This is a genomic window from Micromonospora sp. NBC_01740 (assembly GCF_035920365.1).
Classification (GTDB): domain Bacteria; phylum Actinomycetota; class Actinomycetes; order Mycobacteriales; family Micromonosporaceae; genus Micromonospora; species Micromonospora reichwaldensis.
Map to the genome: position 1 here is coordinate 6,691,029 of NZ_CP109150.1, position 16,565 is coordinate 6,707,593.

Sequence of the window (16,565 nt, forward strand, 5' to 3'; positions counted from 1 at the left end):
CCCGTCGTCGTTCAGCGGGTCACTTGCCGCCGGCGAGCTTCTCCCGCAGAGCGGCGAGCGCCTCGTCGGTGGCCAGGGTGCCGGCCGGCTCCTCGGCCTGACGGCTCGGGGCCGCGCTGGTCGAGGTGGTGGTGCCACCACCGGTGACGGGCGGGGCCGGGTTGGCAGCCGCCTCGGCGTCGGCGGCCCGGGAGGTCTGCACCTGCTTGGTGTGGGCCTCCCAGCGCTGACGCGCCTCGGCGTACTGGTTCTCCCAGGTCTCGCGCTGCTTGTCGTACCCCTCGAGCCACTCGCCCGTCTCCGGGTCGAAGCCCTCCGGGTAGATGTAGTTGCCCTCGGTGTCGTACGTCGCGGCCATGCCGTAGAGGGTCGGGTCGAAGTGCTCCTCGCCCTCGACGAAGCCCTCGTTGGCCTGCTTGAGCGACAGCGAGATCCGGCGGCGCTCCAGGTCGATGTCGATGACCTTGACCATGACCTCGGAGCCGACCTGGACGACCTGCTCCGGGATCTCCACGTGGCGCTCGGCCAGCTCGGAGATGTGGACCAGGCCCTCGATGCCGTCGTCCACCCGGACGAAGGCGCCGAACGGCACCAGCTTGGTGACCTTACCCGGCACGATCTGCTGGATCGCGTGGGTGCGGGCGAACTGACGCCACGGGTCCTCCTGCGTCGCCTTCAGCGACAGCGAGACCCGCTCGCGGTCCAGGTCGACGTCCAGGACCTCGACCTCGACCTCCTGGCCCACCTCGACGACCTCGGACGGGTGGTCGATGTGCTTCCAGGACAGCTCGGAGACGTGCACGAGGCCGTCCACGCCGCCCAGGTCGACGAACGCGCCGAAGTTGACGATCGAGGACACGACGCCCTTGCGGACCTGGCCCTTCTGCAGCTTGTTGAGGAACTCGGTGCGCACCTCGGACTGCGTCTGCTCCAGCCAGGCCCGGCGGGACAGGACCACGTTGTTGCGGTTCTTGTCCAGCTCGATGATCTTGGCTTCGAGCTCGCGCCCGACGTACGGCTGCAGGTCGCGCACCCGACGCATCTCGACCAGGGAGGCGGGCAGGAAGCCCCGCAGCCCGATGTCGAGGATGAGGCCGCCCTTGACCACCTCGATGACCGAGCCGCGGACGACCCCGTCCTCGTCCTTGATCTTCTCGATGGTGCCCCAGGCCCGCTCGTACTGCGCCCGCTTCTTGGAGAGGATCAGACGACCCTCCTTGTCCTCCTTCTGGAGGACCAGGGCCTCGATGTGGTCACCAACCGAAACGACCTCGGCCGGGTCCACGTCGTGCTTGATCGACAACTCCCGAGAGGGGATGACACCCTCGGTCTTGTAGCCGATGTCGAGCAGGACCTCGTCCCGATCGACCTTGACGACGGTGCCTTCGACAATGTCGCCGTCGTTGAAGTACTTGATGGTCTCGTCGATCGCGGCGAGGAAAGCCTCCTCGGAACCGAGATCGTCGTGGGTGACCCGGGTGGCGCTCGAGGGGGCCTCGATGCTGCTCGTCATGTGGGCGGTTGCTCCGGTCGGATGGTGTGTCACAGCAGGCTGGTGTGTCGCGGTGACCTGTTCGCGCCAGCGGATCCGTCGCCGGGCACACCGAAAGATCATCGCGTGAGATCATGGATGTGGCTCCGCCAGTGGTCCCGGAGACCGCGCACCTGCTCCCTGCCGAGGCACACGATCCGCGAGCGCATCATCTAGCCTACCCGCTGCATTACCACAGCGTGCAAGCCCTCCCGTCCTCTCGCCGCCTCGTCAGCTGCGAAAGCGGAGATATCGGCAGGAAGGCGCCGCAGGTGTCGCGTCCGTCACAGGGGCATCACCGGTGAACGGTAGCGCCGGGCGCCGTACCCCGCACTCCGGGGGTCGCCCGGCGCACGGCGCGCGCGGGGCTAGCGTGGGCGGGTGGATGACGACAGCCGGGTGACCCGGCGCCGGGTCGGCAACGCCGAGGCCCGCCGGGCGAACCGCCGCTGGTGGGACGCCGACGCCGACGACTACCAGGCCGAGCACGGCCGTTTCCTCGGTGACCTGGACTTCGTCTGGTGTCCGGAGGGCGTGCGGGAGGCCGACGTACGGCTGCTGGGCGACCTGGCCGGCCGGCGGGTGCTGGAACTCGGCAGCGGGGCCGCCGCCGCCGCGCGGTGGCTCGCCACCCAGGGGGCCCGGCCGGTCGCCCTGGACCTCTCCGCCGGCATGCTGCGGCACGCCGCGCTGGCGGCCGGACGCACCGGCGTACGCGTGCCGCTGGTGCAGGCCGACGCGCTGGCGCTGCCCTTCGCCGACGCCGCGTTCGACACCGCCTGCACGGCGTTCGGGGCGGTCCCGTTCGTGGCCGACTCGGCGGCGGTCATGCGCGAGGTGTTCCGGGTGCTGCGCCCCGGCGGCCGGTGGGTGTTCTCGGTGACCCACCCGATGCGGTGGATCTTCCTCGACGACCCCGGCGAGGGCGGGCTGACCGCCGTGCACTCGTACTTCGACCGCTCCCCCTACGTGGAGCAGGACGAGGCCGGTGACGCCACCTACGTCGAGCAGCACCGCACGCTCGGCGACCGGATCCGCGAGCTCGTGGGCGCCGGGTTCCGCCTGCTCGACCTCGTGGAACCGGAGTGGCCCGAGGGGCACGAGGGGATCTGGGGGCAGTGGAGCCCGCTGCGCGGCCGCCTCTTCCCCGGCACCGCCATCTTCGTCGCGCAGAAGCCCGCCGGCTGACCGGCACGCGCCCCGCCCGGAGCGCGCCCGGCCGGGGCCGTCGTTTCGGGGCATCGACGCCGGGTACCCGCGTCGCATGGCCGAGCAGAGCGAGTTCCGCAGCGGTGACCACGTCTCCTGGGCCAGCCACAGCGGCCGGGCGTACGGCGTGGTCAAGGAGAAGATCACCGAACGGACGCACGTACGCGGGCACGCCGTGAACGCGTCGCCGGACGACCCGCAGTACCGGATCCGCAACGACGACTCGGGGCGGGACGTCGCACACCGTCCGGAGGTGCTGCGCCATGAGCAGGGCTGACGAGGGCCGGGACACCTACCGGGAGTTCACCGAGGCGGTGAACATGAAGCCGGCCGAGCTGTCGACGTGGCTGGAGACCGACGAGTCGAAGCAGGTCGGCTGGCACAAGGGTGGGCGCTCCGGCGGCGGCGAGTCGGTCGGGCACGAGTCGGGCCGCAAGATCATCGAGCTGCTGCGGCGCAAGCGTGCCGAGCTCTCCGAGGGCGACTACCGGCACATGCGCAAGGTCGTCGGCTACGTCCGCCGGCACATGGCGCAGCGCCCCTCCGGCGACGTCCGCGACACGAAGTGGCGCTGGTCCCTGATGAACTGGGGCCACGACCCACTGAAGCGCTGAGCCCGTCCGCTTGACCCTGCCACTGACGGCAGGGTCCGACGATCCGCACCATGAGTCGAGCGCAACGCAGGATCGTCGTCGTCACCGGTGCGGGCACCGGGATCGGGCGGGCCACGGCCCGTGAGTTCAGCGCCCAGGGGGCGTACGTCGTCGCGGTGGGACGACGGGCCGCGCCACTGGCGGAGACCGCCGCCGGCCACCCCGGCATCGAACCGCTGGTCGCCGACGTCACCGCTCCCGGCGCCGCGGAGCTGATCGTCGGCACCGCCACGCAGCGGCACGGCCGCCTCGACGTGCTGGTCAACAACGCGGGCGTGGCCGGCGGCGGTCCGCTCGGTTCGCTCGCCCCCGAGACCGTCGAGCGACACCTGGCGACGAACCTGGTGGCGCCGCTCCTGCTCACCCAGGCGGCGGTGCCGGCGCTGACCGACAGCCGGGGCGTCGTCGTCAACGTCACCACGTCGGTCGGGTCGCGGGCCTGGCCGGGCAGCTCGCTGTACGCGGCCGGGAAGTCCGCCCTGGACTCGCTGACCCGCAGCTGGGCGGTGGAGCTCGCGCCGTCCGGGATCAGGGTGGTGGCGGTGGCGCCCGGCGCCGTCGACACCCCGATCGGCGCGCACCAGAGGCTGACGCCGCAGCAGCAGGCCGACGTCCGCCGCTGGCAGGTGGAGCGGACGCCGCTGGGACGCATCGGGCGTCCCGAGGAGGTGGCGTGGGCGATCCTGCGCCTCGCCGACCCGGCGGCCGGCTTCGTCACCGGCGTCGTACTGCCGGTCGACGGTGGCGCCGTGATCGCGTGACGGCGTCGCCCGCCGCACTGGTAGAACGGTGCCCGGAGGTACGGACCATGCTGATCGGCGAGCTGGCGGAGGCCACCGGCACCACCCCACGCGCGCTGCGGCACTACGAGCGGCACGGGCTGCTCGACTCCCGGCGGGCCCACAACGGCTACCGGATCTACGACGAGCGGTCGGTGGGCCGCGTGCGCAACATCCGTCACCTGCTGGCCGCCGGCCTGACGCTGGACGACGTGCGGACGTTCCTGCCCTGCCTGGACGGGGACGTGGCCGCCGCCCCGCCCGCGCCGGCCGGTGTCCGGGTCGCCCTGGACCGCCTCGCGGTGCTCGACGCCCGCATCGCGGCGCAGACGGCGGCACGCGACCGGCTGGCGGCGGCCCTGCGCGCGGCGGGCACGGCCGTCCCAGAAGTCTGACGACGACGCGGACCCGCCGCCCCTGCCCCGACCCACGGCCGTCCCGCACCGTTCGACGGCGGCGCGGGTCCTGCCGCCCTCCCCGGGCAGGGCCCGTGCCGGCGCGCGGCGGGCGGCGCCCGTCAGTGGTCGGCGCTGTTCCAGTCCCGGCCCTCGCCGACGGAGACCTCCAGCGGCACCGACAGCGGGTGCGCCCCGCCCATCTCCCGCCGCACCAGCGCCTCCAGGGTCTCCCGTTCGCCCGGGGCGACCTCGAAGACCAGCTCGTCGTGCACCTGGAGCAGCATCCGCGAGCGCAGGCCCGCCTCGCGCAGCGCCGTGTCGACGTGCAGCATGGCGACCTTGATGATGTCGGCCGCCGAACCCTGGATGGGAGCGTTGAGCGCCATCCGCTCCGCCATCTCCCGGCGCTGCCGGTTGTCGCTGACCAGGTCGGGCAGGTAGCGGCGGCGGCCCAGGATGGTGGAGGTGTAACCGTCGTGCCGGGCGCGGGCGACGACCTCCTGGAGGTAGTCGCGCACGCCCCCGAAACCGGCGAAGTAGTTCTCCATCAGCCCGCGCGCCTCCTCGGCGGTGATCCCGAGCTGCTGGGAGAGGCCGAACGCGCTCAGCCCGTACGCCAGGCCGTAGTTCATTGCCTTGATCTTGCGCCGCTGGTCGGCGGTGACCTCGCCGACCGGCACCTCGAAGACCGACGAGGCGGTGGCGGCGTGGAAGTCGGCACCGGAGTTGAACGCCTCGATGAGCGCGTCGTCCGACGACAGGTGCGCCATGATCCGCATCTCGATCTGGCTGTAGTCGGCGGTGAGCAGGCAGTCGTAGCCCTCCCCCACCACGAAGGCGCGCCGGATGCGGCGGCCCTCCTCGGTGCGGATCGGGATGTTCTGCAGGTTGGGCTCGGTCGAGGAGAGCCGCCCCGTGGCCGCCACCGTCTGGTTGAACGTGGTGTGGATGCGGCCGTCGTCGGAGACCGACTTGAGCAGCCCGTCGACGGTCGTCTTGAGCTTCGCCACGTCCCGGTGGCGCAGCAGGTGGGCCAGCACCGGGTGCGGGTTCTGCGCGTGCAGCCACTGGAGGGCGTCGGCGTCGGTGGTGTAGCCGGTCTTGATCTTCTTGGTCTTGGGCAGGCCCAGCTCGCCGAAGAGGATCTCCTGCAACTGCTTCGGCGAGCCGAGGTTGAACTCCCGGCCGACCGACTCGTAGGCCCCCTGGGCGGCGGCCTTCACCTCGGCGGCGAAGTGCGCCTCCAACTCGGAGAGATAGTGCGTGTCGGCGGCGATGCCGGTGCGTTCCATGTCGGCGAGCACCCGCATCAGCGGCAGCTCCACCCCGGCCATCAGCCGCGCCGACTGCTCGCCGTCGCGGGACAGCTCGGCGTCGATCGCGTCGGCCAGGTCGAGGGTGGCGCGGGCCTGGAGCATGAGGTTCTGCTCCGCCTCGCCGTCGTTGCCGAGCCCCTCCAGGGTGAGCTGGCCGGTCTCCGGGGCGTCGACCCGCAGCTCGCGGTGCAGGTAGCGCAGGGCCAGGTCGGTCAGGTCGTAGGAGCGCTGGTCGGGGCGGGCCAGGTAGGCCGCGATCTGGGTGTCGCGGAGGATGCCCTCCAGGTGCCAGCCGTGCGCGGCGAACGCCAGCACCGCCGGCTTGCTGTCGTGCAGCACCTTGGGCCGCCCGGCGTCGGCCAGCCAGGCCGCCAGGGCCGCCTCGTCGGTCGGCTCCAGGGTGGCGGGATCGCACCAGGCCGCCGCACCGCCGGCGGTGGCCAGCGCCAGCCCGGTCACCGAGGCGGTGTGCCGACGGTTGGGACCCGTGTCGAGCTTCGCCGCCACGCCCACCGGGGTGTCGGCCGGCGCGTGCGTCTCCAGCCACCCGGCGAGCGCCCCGGGCTCGGTGAGCACCTCGCCGGTCAGGTCGAACCCGGACTCGGCCTCCGGCTCCACCGCCTCCAGGTACTGGTAGAGCCGGTCGCGCAGGATGCGGAACTCGAGGGTGTCGAAGACCTGGTGGACGGCCTCGCGGTCCCACCCCTCCCACCGCGCGTCCTCGGGGCGCAGCGGCAGTTCCAGGTCGGAGACGAGACAGTTGATCTCGTAGTTGCGGATCACGTCGGCGAGCCGCTCGCGCAGGCTGTCGCCGGCCTTTCCCTTGATCTCGTCGGCCCGCGCGACGACCCCGTCGACCCCGCCGTACGTGTTGATCCACTTCGCGGCGGTCTTCGGCCCGACCCCGGGCACGCCGGGCAGGTTGTCGCTGGTCTCGCCGACCAGGGCGGCCAGGTCGCGGTAGCGCTCCGGGGGGACGCCGTACTTCGCCTCGATCGCCGCCGGGTCCATCCGGGCCAGGTCCGAGACGCCCTTGCGCGGGTAGAGCACCGTGATCTGGTCGCCGACGAGCTGGAACGCGTCCCGGTCGCCGCTGCTGATCAGGACCGACATGCCCTGGTCGCGGGCCTGGCAGGCGAGGGTGGCGATGATGTCGTCGGCCTCGAAGCCCTCCTTCTCCACCACCGGGATGCGCAGCGCCGCGAGGACCTCCTTGACCAGGCTCACCTGGCCCTTGAAGTCGGTCGGGGTCTCGCTGCGGCCGGCCTTGTACTCCGCGTACTTCTCGGTGCGGAAAGAGCGGCGGGAGACGTCGAAGGCGACCACGATGTGCGTCGGCTGCTCGTCGCGCAGCACGTTGATCAGCATGGACGTGAAGCCGTAGACCGCGTTGGTCGGCTGCCCCGTCGTGGTGGAGAAGTTCTCCACCGGCAGGGCGAAGAACGCCCGGTATGCCATGGAATGTCCGTCGACGAGAAGCAGGCGCGGCGTCGTAGCTGTCACGGCAGCGACTCTAGCCGCCCGCCCCGACACTCCGGGACACCGGCACGGACGCCGGCGCGGCCCGAGGCGGACACCGGCACGGACGCCGGCACGGCCCGGGGTGGGCCGCGCCGGCGTACCGCTCAGAGCACCTTGGCCAGGAACGCCTTCGTCCGGTCGTGCCGGGGGTTGGCGATCACCTCGCGGGGCACGCCGGACTCGACCACGACGCCGCCGTCCATGAAGACCAGCGAGTCGCCGACCTCGCGGGCGAAGCCGATCTCGTGGGTCACCACGATCATCGTCATGCCGTCGCGCGCCAGGTCCTTCATCACGTCGAGCACCTCGCCGACCAGCTCCGGGTCGAGCGCGCTGGTGGGCTCGTCGAAGAGCATCAGCTTCGGCTGCATCGCCAGCGCCCGGGCGATCGCCACCCGCTGCTGCTGGCCGCCGGAGAGCTGGCTCGGGTAGTTGCCGAGCTTGTCGCCCAGCCCCACCCGCTCCAGCAGCGCGGCGGCCCGGTCCCGGGCGGTGGCCTTCTTCTCGCGGCCCACCTGCACCGGCGCCTCGGCGACGTTCTCCAGGGCGGTCATGTGCGGGAAGAGGTTGAACCGCTGGAACACCATGCCGATCGCGCGGCGCTGGGCGGCGACGTCCTTCTCCCGCATCTCGTGCAGCTTGCCGCCGCGCTCGCGGTAGCCGATCAGGTCGCCGTCCACCCAGATGCGGCCGGCGTTGATCTTCTCCAGGTGGTTGATGCAGCGCAGGAACGTCGACTTGCCGGAGCCGGAGGGGCCCAGCAGGCAGCACACCTCGCCGCTGCGGACCTCCAGGTCGATGCCCTTGAGCACCTCGATCGCCCCGAACGACTTGTGCACCTGCTCGGCCCGGACCATCGGCCCGGACTCCACCGCCAGTCCGCCGGTCTGCGCCGGCACCGTCAGCTCGGTCATGCGCCGTCCGCCTTCCCGGTCGTGCCGCCGCTCTCCGCCGCGATCCCCCGCAGCTTGGTCTTCGCCCGCGCGCTGCGCCCGACGCCCTTGGAGAAGTGCCGCTCCAGGTAGTACTGCCCGACCAGCAGCACGCTGGTCAGCAGCAGGTACCAGATGGTCGCCGCCACCAGCATCGGGACGACCTGGTAGGTACGGCTGCTCACGGCCCTGAGCTGGAAGAACAGCTCCATGGAGACCGGCACGAAGGCGACCAGCGAGGTGTCCTTGAGCATGGCGATGGTCTCGTTGCCGGTCGGCGGGACGATCACCCGCATGGCCTGCGGCAGCACGATCCGGCGCAGGATCTGCCCCCGGCGCAGGCCGAGCGCCTGCGCGGCCTCCGTCTGCCCCTCGTCGACCGACTGGATGCCGGCCCGGACGATCTCCGCCATGTAGGCGGCCTCGGAGAGGCCCAGCGCCAGCATGCCGGCCACGAACCCGGTGAGGATGTCCACCGCCGAGAAGCCGAACAGCCGCGCCTCGAAGTCGTCGACCCCGAACAGGGCGCCGATCTGCCGGTCGAAGGGCAGGCCGAACTCGATGCGCGCCCAGAGGATGCCCAGGTTCCCGAAGAGGATCGCCAGCACCAGCCGGGGCACCGCCCGGAAGAACCAGGTGTACGCCCACGCGACGCCGCGCAGGATCGGGTTCTCCGACAGCCGCATGATGGCGATGACGACGCCCAGCCCGATGCCGATCAGCATGGCGGTCACCAGCAGCGCGAGGCTGCCGCGCACCCCCTCCATGATCGGCGGGCGGAACATCTCGTCGACCATGAACGACCAGTTGAACGCCTTGTTCGTCACCAGCAGGTGCACGAACATGGCCACCAGCACCCCGATCACGGCGACGGCGACCCACCGCCCGGGATGCCGCACGGGCACGGCGCGGATGGGTTCCGGCCGTGCCCGTTCGGGTGTGTCAGTCTCGACAGACATCGTCAGCTGGTCGGGTTCAGCGCCGGGGTCGTGATGGCGCCGCCCTCGACGCCCCACTTCTTCAGCGCGCCCTCGTACGAGCCGTCGGCGATGACCGCCGCGACGGCCTCCTTCAGCACCTCGGCGAACGCGGCCTGGTCCTTCTTCACCGCGTAGCCGTACGGGGCCGACTCGTAGATGTCGCCGAGCAGTTCCAGCTGGCCGTTGCTCTGCTTCACCGCGTACGCACCGACCGGGGAGTCGGCCAGCATGGCGTCGTCCTTGCCGCTGACCACGGCGGCGGTGGCGTCGCTCTGCGCCTGGTACTGGTCGATGGTGATGGCCGGCTTGCCGGCGTCGGTGCACTTCTTCGACCGGGCGGTGATGTCGTCGAGCTGCACGGTGCCGACCTGCACGGCGATCTTCTTGCCGCAGGCGTTCTCGGTGTCGACCTTGGCCGGGTTGCCGGCCTTGGTCGCCCACTGGGTGCCGGCCGAGTAGTAGCTGACCATGTTGACGGTCTTCATCCGGTCGGCGTTGATGGTGAACGAGGAGACGCCGACCTCGTACTTGCCCGAGTCGACGCCCGGCAGGATCGCGTCGAACGGCGCCGACTCGTACTCGGCCTTCAGGCCGAGCTTCTGCGCGACCGCGTTGAACAGCTCGATGTCGAAGCCGACGACCGTCTTGCCGTCGGCGTCGAGGAACTCCGCCGGGGCGTACGTCGAGTCGGTGCCGACCTTGATCACGCCGTCGGCCTTGATGGCGTCGGGCACCTTCGCGGCCAGCGCCGAGTCGGCGGCGGCGGTGACGCTGGGGCCGGCGCCGGGCTGCTCGGTGCTCTCCTTCTCGCCGCAGCCGGCCAGCGAGAGGGCGAGCAGGGCGGCGCCGGTGACGCCGAGGGCGGCCCGGCGGCCACCACTGATGCGGAACATGGGGTACTCCTTGCGATGAGGGGTGACGGCCGGTCAGGCCACGCCGAGGTAGGCCTCTTTGACCGCCGGGTCGTGCAGCAGCTCGGCGCCGGTGCCGCTCTTGACGATCCGGCCGGTCTCCAGCACGTACGCCCGGTGGGCCCGGGCCAGCGCCTGCTGGGCGTTCTGCTCGACCAGCAGGACGGTGGTGCCCTGTTGGTTGATCTCGACGATGATGTCGAAGATCTGCTGGATCAGCATCGGTGCCAGACCCATCGAGGGCTCGTCGAGCAGCAGCAGCTTCGGCCGGCTCATCAGCGCCCGCCCGACGGCCAGCATCTGCTGCTCGCCGCCGGAGAGGGTGCCGCCCTGCTGCCTGCGCCGCTCGGCCAGGCGCGGGAAGAGCCCCAGCACCCGGTCGAGGTCCTGGGCGATGCCGGCCCGGTCGCGCCGGGTGTACGCGCCCATGTCGAGGTTCTCCAGCACCGTCATGCCTGGGAAGATCCCGCGGCCCTCGGGCGCCTGGCACAGCCCCCGCCGGACCCGCAGGTCCGCCCGGAGCTTGGTGATGTCCTCACCGTCGAACCGGATGCTGCCGCTGGCGACCGGCCGGATCCCGGAGATCGCCCGCATCGTGGTCGACTTGCCGGCGCCGTTGGCGCCGATCAGGGCGACGATCTCGCCCTCGTCCACCGTCAGGCTGATGCCGTGCAGCGCCTGGATCCGCCCGTAGAGCAGGCTCACATCGTCGATCTCAAGCAGCATCGTCCGGCACCCCCAGGTACGCCGCGATCACCTTCGGGTTCTCCCGCACCTCGGCGGGCAGCCCCTCGGCGATCTTCTTTCCGAACTCCAGCACCACGATCCGGTCGGTGACCCCCATGACCAGGCGCATGTCGTGCTCGATGAGCAGCACGGTCACGCCGGTGTCCCGGATCTGCCGGATGAGCTGGAGCAGTTCCTCCTTCTCCGCCGGGTTGAAGCCGGCGGCCGGCTCGTCCAGGCAGAGCAGCACCGGGTCGGTGGCCAGCGCGCGGGCGATCTCCAGCCGCCGCTGCTCGCCGTAGGAGAGGTTGCGGGCGAACTCGTGCATCCGCTTGCGGATGCCGACGAACTCCAGCAGGCGCTCGGCCTTCTCCCGGCTCGCGCGCTCCTCCTTCCAGTACCGCGGCAGGCGGAACAGCGCGGAGATGACGCTCGTCTTGTTGTGCGCGTCCGCGCCCACCAGGACGTTCTCCAGCGCCGTCATCTCCGGGAAGAGGCGGATGTTCTGGAACGTCCGCGCCATGCCCATCTTGGTGATCTGGTGCCGCTTCTTGCCGCTGACCTTCTGGCCGCGGAACCGGATCTGCCCCTCGGTGGGCTGGTAGATGCCGGTCATGGCGTTGAAGCAGGTGGTCTTGCCGGCGCCGTTCGGGCCGATCAGACCGAGGATCTCGCCCTTGTAGAGGGTGAAGTCCACCTCGTTCAGGGCGACCACGCCGCCGAAGCGCAGCGTGACCTTGTCGACCTCCAGCAGCGGCTCCCGGGTGGGCACCGCCTCCACGGCCGGCGCGCCGGCCTGCGCCGGAACGACCGGCGTCTGCTCGGTGTCACTCACCGACGGTCACCTCCTTGCGACGATCCTTGAACTCCGCCGCACGTCGTCGGTTGGGGATCAGACCCTCCGGCCGGAAGATCATCATGACCACCAGCACCAGGCCGAAGAACAGGAACCGGTACTCGTACAGCTCGACGCCCAGCAGCTCGATGCCACGGAACCGCTCGATCATGTACGCCACCAGGCCACCGCCGACGATCGCGCCGACGATGTTGCCCGAGCCGCCGAAGATGACCGCGGCCAGGATGATGATCGAGTTCAGCAGCTCGAAGTTCTGCGAGTTGACGAAGTTCTGCTTGCCCGCGAAGAGCGCGCCGGCGAGGCCCGCGATCGCGGCGCCCGCGGCGAACGCCCACAGCTTGAACTTGAACGTCGGCACGCCCATGAGCTGCGCCGCGTCCTCGTCCTCCCGGATGGAGATCCAGGCGCGCCCGACCCGGCTGTGGGTCAGGTTCCGCACCCCGATGACCACCAGGATGATCAGCGTGAGCACCAGCCAGTAGTACGGCCGTGCGTCGAGCACGCCGAAGACCGGCTTGCCGTCGGCGAACTCGCCCGGCGGGTGCGGGATCTGGTTGAAGCCCCGCTGCCCCCGGAGGAACTCCGAGCTGACCGCGCCGATGCGGATCATCTCGGCGAAGCCGAGCGTCACCAGCGCCAGGTAGTCGCCGCGCAGCCGCAGGGTCGGCGTACCGAGCATCACGCCGGAGACCATCGTCAGGGCGATCGCCACCGGCACCGCCAGCAGCCACGGCCAGAGCGTCTTGAGGTTGCTGCTCGGCGAGGTCAGCACCGCCACGGTGTACGCGCCCACGGCGAAGAAGCCGAAGTAGCCGAGGTCGAGCAGGCCGGCGAAGCCGACCACGATGTTCAGACCGACGGCCAGCAGCACGTAGATCGAGACGGTGAACATCACCTGGGTGAAGTTCGCACCGGGGGTCGGGATCGGCCCGAGGTACTGGTAGAACTCCTTGTTCGGCAGCGCGTAGAAGAACACGATCACCGCGGCCAGCAGCGCCCAGCGCACCCAGCGCGGCGCCCCGCGCCACCGTTCCCCGGCCGCCTCGCGGCCGGAGCGCACCTTCTCCAGAACGGTCGTCATGCCCGTGCCCTCCCCAGCGACTCACCCAGCAGACCGGTCGGCCGGAACATCAGCAGCACCACCAGCAGCGCGAACGCGGCGAAGTCCTTCCACTCGCTGCCGAACAGACCGGAGGCGTAGTTCTCGATCAAGCCCAACAGCAGGCCGCCGAGCAGCGCGCCGCGCAGGTTGCCGATGCCGCCGAGCACCGCGGCGGTGAATGCCTTCAGGCCGAGCAGGAAGCCGACGCTGTAGGTGAGGGTCTGGATCCGTACGTCGTAGAGCAGACCGGCGACGCCGGCCATGCTGCCGCCGGCGATGAAGACGATCAGGATGATCCGGTCCTTGTTCACGCCCATCAGCGCGGCGGTGTTGGCGTCCTGGGCGACCGCCCGGATGCCGCGACCGACCCGGCTGCGGTTGATGAACAGGTCCAGCCCGATCATCATCACCAGCGCGGCGCCGAGGGTGAGCAGCTGCACCCCATCGATCGGCACGCCGAAGATGTGGAAGAGCGGATCCTGGCTGACCAGGATCGGGGCGCCCTCCGGGCGACGGCGGGTCCAGATGCCGAACGCCTCGGAGATGGCGATCGAGGCGCCGATCGCGGTGATCAGGAAGGCCAGCGGCGGCGCGTTGCGCTTACGCAGCGGCCGGTACGCCACCCGCTCGATCACGGTGGCCGTGCCGGCGGAGGCGATCGCCGCGACGATCATCGCCACCAGCAGGTAGAACATGATCGACCCGATGCCGCTGACCTGCGAGTTCTGGTCGAGCCCGAAGCCGTTCCAGGTCCAGATCGCCGCGAACGCGCCGGCGATGAAGACCTCGGAGTGGGCGAAGTTGATGAGTCTCAACACGCCGTAGACCAGCGTGTAGCCGAGTGCGACCAGGGCGTAGATCGCACCCTGCGTCAGGCCGGTCGTCGTGTATGTCCCGAAGTTGGAGAACAGGTCGTCGAAGTTCAATGAAGGGACGCTCCATCAGGGTCTGGAGAGAAAAGTGGGGCGCGGCCGGGAGCACAGCTCCCGGCCGCGCCCGCGATCACCACTCAATCGCCGTTGCAGCGACCGACGTCAGGACTTGGGGATCTCCTGGTCCGGAACGACCTTGCCGTCCTTGACCTTGAAGGCCCAGACCTTGACCTGCGCCGGGTCGAGCTCGCCGCCCTCGACGAACTTGTAGCTCGCCGCGACGCCCTCGCCGCTGTAGCCCTTCACGAACTCCAGCAGGCCCTCACGGCTGGTCTTGCCCGCCTTGATGCCGGCCAGCAGGATGTTCGCCGCGTCGTAGGCCGTGTCGCTGTAGGTGCCCGGGTCGGTGCCGTTGAGCGCCTTGTACTCCTCGATGAAGGTGCCACGCGCCTCAGCGGCCGGCTGGCACGGGCAGGTGAGGATGGTGCCCTCGGCCGCCGCCGCACCCGCGGAGGTGATGTACGCGGCGTCGTTCACGCCGTCGCCGGCGATCAGCGGAGCGGTGACCCCGGCAGCGGTGAGCTGCTTGCGGATCAGGCCGGCCTCCTGGTAGTAGCCGCCGTAGAAGACCGCCTTGACGTTGGCGGCCTTGACCTTGGTGACCACGGCCGAGAACTCGACCTGCTTGCCGTCGCCCTGGACCTTGTCCGAGCCGACGACCGCGGGGCCGAGCAGCTTCTTGACCTCGTCGGCCAGGCCGGCGCCGTACGCGGACTGGTCGTCGATGACGTAGACCTTGTCGGCCTTCAGCACGTTCTTGATGTAGTTGCCGGCACCCGGGCCCTGGCTCAGGTCGTTGCCGACCGCGCGGAAGAAGGTCTTCCAGTTCTGCTTCGCGAGCGTCGGGTTGGTGGCCGACGGGGTGATGGTCACCAGACCGGCCTCGTTGAAGAGCGGACCGGCGGCCTCCGACTCACCCGAGTAGGCCGGGCCGACGATGCCGAGGATCTTGGTGTCGTCGATGGCCTTCTGGGCCAGCTGCGGGGCCTGGTCCGGGCTGCCCTGCGAGTCCAGGGGAACCAGCTCGACCTTGCAGTCGGCGTTCTCCTTGTTGTACTTGTCGACCGCCAGCTTGACGCCGTTGTTCTCGTTGATGCCGAGCGCCGCCGACGGGCCGGTCAGCGCGCCGAAGAACGCGATCTTGTTGCCGCAGGCGTCGCCACCGGACGCCGCGTCGTCGCTACTGGAGCATGCCGTGCCGCCGGCGACGAGCGCCAGCATGGCGACCCCACCGATAACGCGCGCGAGCTTCTGCCTCAAGGCCCGAACCCTCCTCCGTCCAATGGTCCGAACCACCCGCTGCCGATTGGCCCTTGCGGGGGCGGACGAACCAGACCGTCGTCGCCGGTCTGGGGCCGGACGCTATCCCACCTTTGAGCTGTGACGAAAGCCCCAGGGGAGCGGGTTGACCGAACCGTTACACGGCGTGGCGGGTTCGAAACGATCGCTGTAAGAACCGTCGGCGGCAAAAGGCCTTCGCCTTCGTTTCATCGGTAACGGGTCGAACTTCGTCCACCCTTTACCGATCTATGGTCGGTAACCCGACTGACCAGGCACGGGACGCCTCCCCGTCGTCAGACACCAACACCAGTCGATCACCCTGCGACGCGACCGCCACGGCCGTGTTCCCACCATCCGGCACCGGGGCCGGCATGGTCATCAGTCGCCACGAATCCCCCGCATCGGCGGAAAGCCACAGTCCGTGACCACCGCCGTCCCCCGTCACCGCGACCAGCTCCCGCCCGGCCGGCACCAGGGCGTCGACCGAGGACACCCCCGGACCGGCCGCGCCGAACCCGCCGGCCCGCCGCCACTCGTCGCCCGCCAGCCGCCAGGTCGCGAACCCATCGCGCACCGGGCCGACGGCCACCACCGCACCGTCGACCGAGGCCACCCGCTGCGCCTGGCCCCGCCCGTCCGGCACCGGCAGCGCCATCCGCCGCCAGGACCGCCCGTCGGCCGAACTCCAGGCCAGGGGCGTCAGCGCCGTCGCGCCGGGCGGCAGCACCGCGCCCACCACCCACCAGCCCGCCGGCACGGCCACCGCGTCGTACGCGACCGTGCGGCCCCGCCCGTCACCGGCGAGTTCCGCGACGCCCTCCCGGATCGTGAAGCGCTCGCCGTCCGACGACGTCCAGACCGCCGCCCCGTCGACCCGCGCCCCCGCGATCAGCCACCCGGCCGGGCCCGCCGCCAGCCGCGCCACGCTCACCGCGCGCGGGCCGGCGTACAGCTCGAAGGGCGCCGACGCCTCCCGGAGCTGCCCGCCCGGCGACTGCGACCAGGTGCCCGTGCGCGGGTTGCCGTGCGCGCCGCCGTTCTTCGCCCCGAGCGCCGCCAGCCGGCCGTCGCGGCACGCGGCCGCGTAGAGCACGTGCTGACGGCCGTAGTGGCTCGACGGCGACATCGGCAGCGCCGTCCACGACACGCCGTCGGTGCTGCGCCAGGCCGCCGGCCGGGTCTCCCCCGCCGCGTCGGCCAGCCCGCCGACCACGTACCACGTGCCGGCGCAGGCCACGGCGTCGCGCAGCAGCGGCCGGCCGGGGGCGCCCGGCGGCGCCGGCAGGGTCAGCGGCTGCCACCGCGGGCGCAGCGGCTCGTCGGCGGGCTCCGCCGGGGCACGGGCGCAGCCGGCCGGCAGCAGCGCGAGGACACCGAGCACCGCCACCAGCCGCCGGGTCCGCATGGATCAGATGCTATCGATCAACCGGCCCTGCGA

General features: G+C 71.1%; 16 protein-coding genes. 5 read left to right on the plus strand and 11 right to left on the minus strand.

Annotation, left to right across the window (positions count from 1 at the left end; all coding sequences use genetic code 11):
- Positions 1-19 precede the first annotated feature (19 nt).
- Positions 20-1,615, minus strand: coding sequence for a 30S ribosomal protein S1 (rpsA, locus tag OG989_RS29025; protein ID WP_151455503.1), 1,596 nt, complete (start codon positions 1,613-1,615; stop codon positions 20-22).
- A 297-nt stretch (positions 1,616-1,912) separates the two neighbouring features.
- Here rpsA and OG989_RS29030 point away from each other — a divergent pair, with 297 nt between their 5' ends.
- The 5 genes from OG989_RS29030 (at position 1,913) to OG989_RS29050 (ending at position 4,567) form a co-directional block, all read left to right on the plus strand.
- The gene (locus OG989_RS29030; protein WP_327029076.1) at positions 1,913-2,719 is read left to right on the plus strand and encodes a class I SAM-dependent methyltransferase; all 807 of its coding nucleotides are present in this window, start codon (positions 1,913-1,915) and stop codon (positions 2,717-2,719) included.
- Positions 2,720-2,795: 76 nt separating this feature from the next.
- On the plus strand, positions 2,796-3,017 hold the full coding sequence (locus tag OG989_RS29035; RefSeq protein ID WP_311413586.1) for a DUF2945 domain-containing protein: 222 nt from the start codon (positions 2,796-2,798) through the stop codon (positions 3,015-3,017).
- On the plus strand, positions 3,004-3,354 hold the full coding sequence (locus tag OG989_RS29040) for a DUF3140 domain-containing protein (protein WP_311413587.1): 351 nt from the start codon (positions 3,004-3,006) through the stop codon (positions 3,352-3,354). Before OG989_RS29035 ends, OG989_RS29040 begins: the two co-directional genes overlap by 14 nt.
- Positions 3,355-3,404: 50 nt before the next feature.
- Positions 3,405-4,154: an SDR family NAD(P)-dependent oxidoreductase gene (locus OG989_RS29045; RefSeq protein WP_151455506.1), complete on the plus strand. Its 750-nt coding sequence runs from the start codon at positions 3,405-3,407 to the stop codon at positions 4,152-4,154.
- Positions 4,155-4,201: 47 nt separating this feature from the next.
- Positions 4,202-4,567 carry a MerR family transcriptional regulator gene (locus OG989_RS29050; RefSeq protein ID WP_151455507.1) on the plus strand — a complete coding sequence of 122 codons (366 nt, stop codon included), beginning with the start codon at positions 4,202-4,204 and terminating at the stop codon, positions 4,565-4,567.
- Between the two features lie 122 nt (positions 4,568-4,689).
- On the opposite strand, the gene polA is transcribed toward OG989_RS29050, so the two are convergent.
- From polA to OG989_RS29100, 10 genes are all read right to left on the minus strand, one after another.
- Positions 4,690-7,389: a DNA polymerase I gene (gene polA, locus OG989_RS29055; protein WP_327029077.1), complete on the minus strand. Its 2,700-nt coding sequence runs from the start codon at positions 7,387-7,389 to the stop codon at positions 4,690-4,692.
- Between the two features lie 122 nt (positions 7,390-7,511).
- Positions 7,512-8,321, minus strand: a complete 810-nt coding sequence (locus tag OG989_RS29060) for an amino acid ABC transporter ATP-binding protein (protein WP_327029078.1) — start codon at positions 8,319-8,321, stop codon at positions 7,512-7,514.
- On the minus strand, positions 8,318-9,298 hold the full coding sequence (locus tag OG989_RS29065; protein ID WP_327029079.1) for an amino acid ABC transporter permease: 981 nt from the start codon (positions 9,296-9,298) through the stop codon (positions 8,318-8,320). Before OG989_RS29065 ends, OG989_RS29060 begins: the two co-directional genes overlap by 4 nt.
- Before the next feature lie 2 nt (positions 9,299-9,300).
- Positions 9,301-10,212, minus strand: coding sequence for an ABC transporter substrate-binding protein (locus tag OG989_RS29070; protein WP_327029080.1), 912 nt, complete (start codon positions 10,210-10,212; stop codon positions 9,301-9,303).
- A gap of 33 nt (positions 10,213-10,245) precedes the next feature.
- Positions 10,246-10,956, minus strand: coding sequence for an ABC transporter ATP-binding protein (locus OG989_RS29075; RefSeq protein ID WP_101411744.1), 711 nt, complete (start codon positions 10,954-10,956; stop codon positions 10,246-10,248).
- Positions 10,946-11,791: an ABC transporter ATP-binding protein gene (locus OG989_RS29080; protein WP_132236445.1), complete on the minus strand. Its 846-nt coding sequence runs from the start codon at positions 11,789-11,791 to the stop codon at positions 10,946-10,948. The genes OG989_RS29075 and OG989_RS29080 overlap by 11 nt, the downstream gene beginning before the upstream one ends.
- A complete protein-coding gene (locus OG989_RS29085) occupies positions 11,784-12,893 on the minus strand; it encodes a branched-chain amino acid ABC transporter permease (protein WP_151455512.1) in 1,110 nt (369 codons plus the stop codon). The genes OG989_RS29080 and OG989_RS29085 overlap by 8 nt, the downstream gene beginning before the upstream one ends.
- Positions 12,890-13,840 carry a branched-chain amino acid ABC transporter permease gene (locus OG989_RS29090; RefSeq protein WP_327029081.1) on the minus strand — a complete coding sequence of 317 codons (951 nt, stop codon included), beginning with the start codon at positions 13,838-13,840 and terminating at the stop codon, positions 12,890-12,892. Before OG989_RS29090 ends, OG989_RS29085 begins: the two co-directional genes overlap by 4 nt.
- A gap of 108 nt (positions 13,841-13,948) precedes the next feature.
- The gene (locus OG989_RS29095) at positions 13,949-15,106 is read right to left on the minus strand and encodes a branched-chain amino acid ABC transporter substrate-binding protein (protein ID WP_151455513.1); all 1,158 of its coding nucleotides are present in this window, start codon (positions 15,104-15,106) and stop codon (positions 13,949-13,951) included.
- A 259-nt stretch (positions 15,107-15,365) separates the two neighbouring features.
- A complete protein-coding gene (locus tag OG989_RS29100; protein WP_327029082.1) occupies positions 15,366-16,532 on the minus strand; it encodes a hypothetical protein in 1,167 nt (388 codons plus the stop codon).
- Positions 16,533-16,565: the final 33 nt, after the last annotated feature.

Bases quoted from the DNA above. Each gene is read 5' to 3' on its own strand.
- rpsA (WP_151455503.1), bottom strand. From the start codon at position 1,615: ATGATCTTTCGGTGTGCCCGGCGACGGATCCGCTGGCGCGAACAGGTC.
- OG989_RS29035 (WP_311413586.1), top strand. From the start codon at position 2,796: ATGGCCGAGCAGAGCGAGTTCCGCAGCGGTGACCACGTCTCCTGGGCC.
- OG989_RS29040 (WP_311413587.1), top strand. From the start codon at position 3,004: ATGAGCAGGGCTGACGAGGGCCGGGACACCTACCGGGAGTTCACCGAG.
- OG989_RS29045 (WP_151455506.1), top strand. From the start codon at position 3,405: ATGAGTCGAGCGCAACGCAGGATCGTCGTCGTCACCGGTGCGGGCACC.
- OG989_RS29050 (WP_151455507.1), top strand. From the start codon at position 4,202: ATGCTGATCGGCGAGCTGGCGGAGGCCACCGGCACCACCCCACGCGCG.
- OG989_RS29060 (WP_327029078.1), bottom strand. From the start codon at position 8,321: ATGACCGAGCTGACGGTGCCGGCGCAGACCGGCGGACTGGCGGTGGAG.
- OG989_RS29065 (WP_327029079.1), bottom strand. From the start codon at position 9,298: ATGTCTGTCGAGACTGACACACCCGAACGGGCACGGCCGGAACCCATC.
- OG989_RS29070 (WP_327029080.1), bottom strand. From the start codon at position 10,212: ATGTTCCGCATCAGTGGTGGCCGCCGGGCCGCCCTCGGCGTCACCGGC.
- OG989_RS29075 (WP_101411744.1), bottom strand. From the start codon at position 10,956: ATGCTGCTTGAGATCGACGATGTGAGCCTGCTCTACGGGCGGATCCAG.
- OG989_RS29085 (WP_151455512.1), bottom strand. From the start codon at position 12,893: ATGACGACCGTTCTGGAGAAGGTGCGCTCCGGCCGCGAGGCGGCCGGG.
- OG989_RS29100 (WP_327029082.1), bottom strand. From the start codon at position 16,532: ATGCGGACCCGGCGGCTGGTGGCGGTGCTCGGTGTCCTCGCGCTGCTG.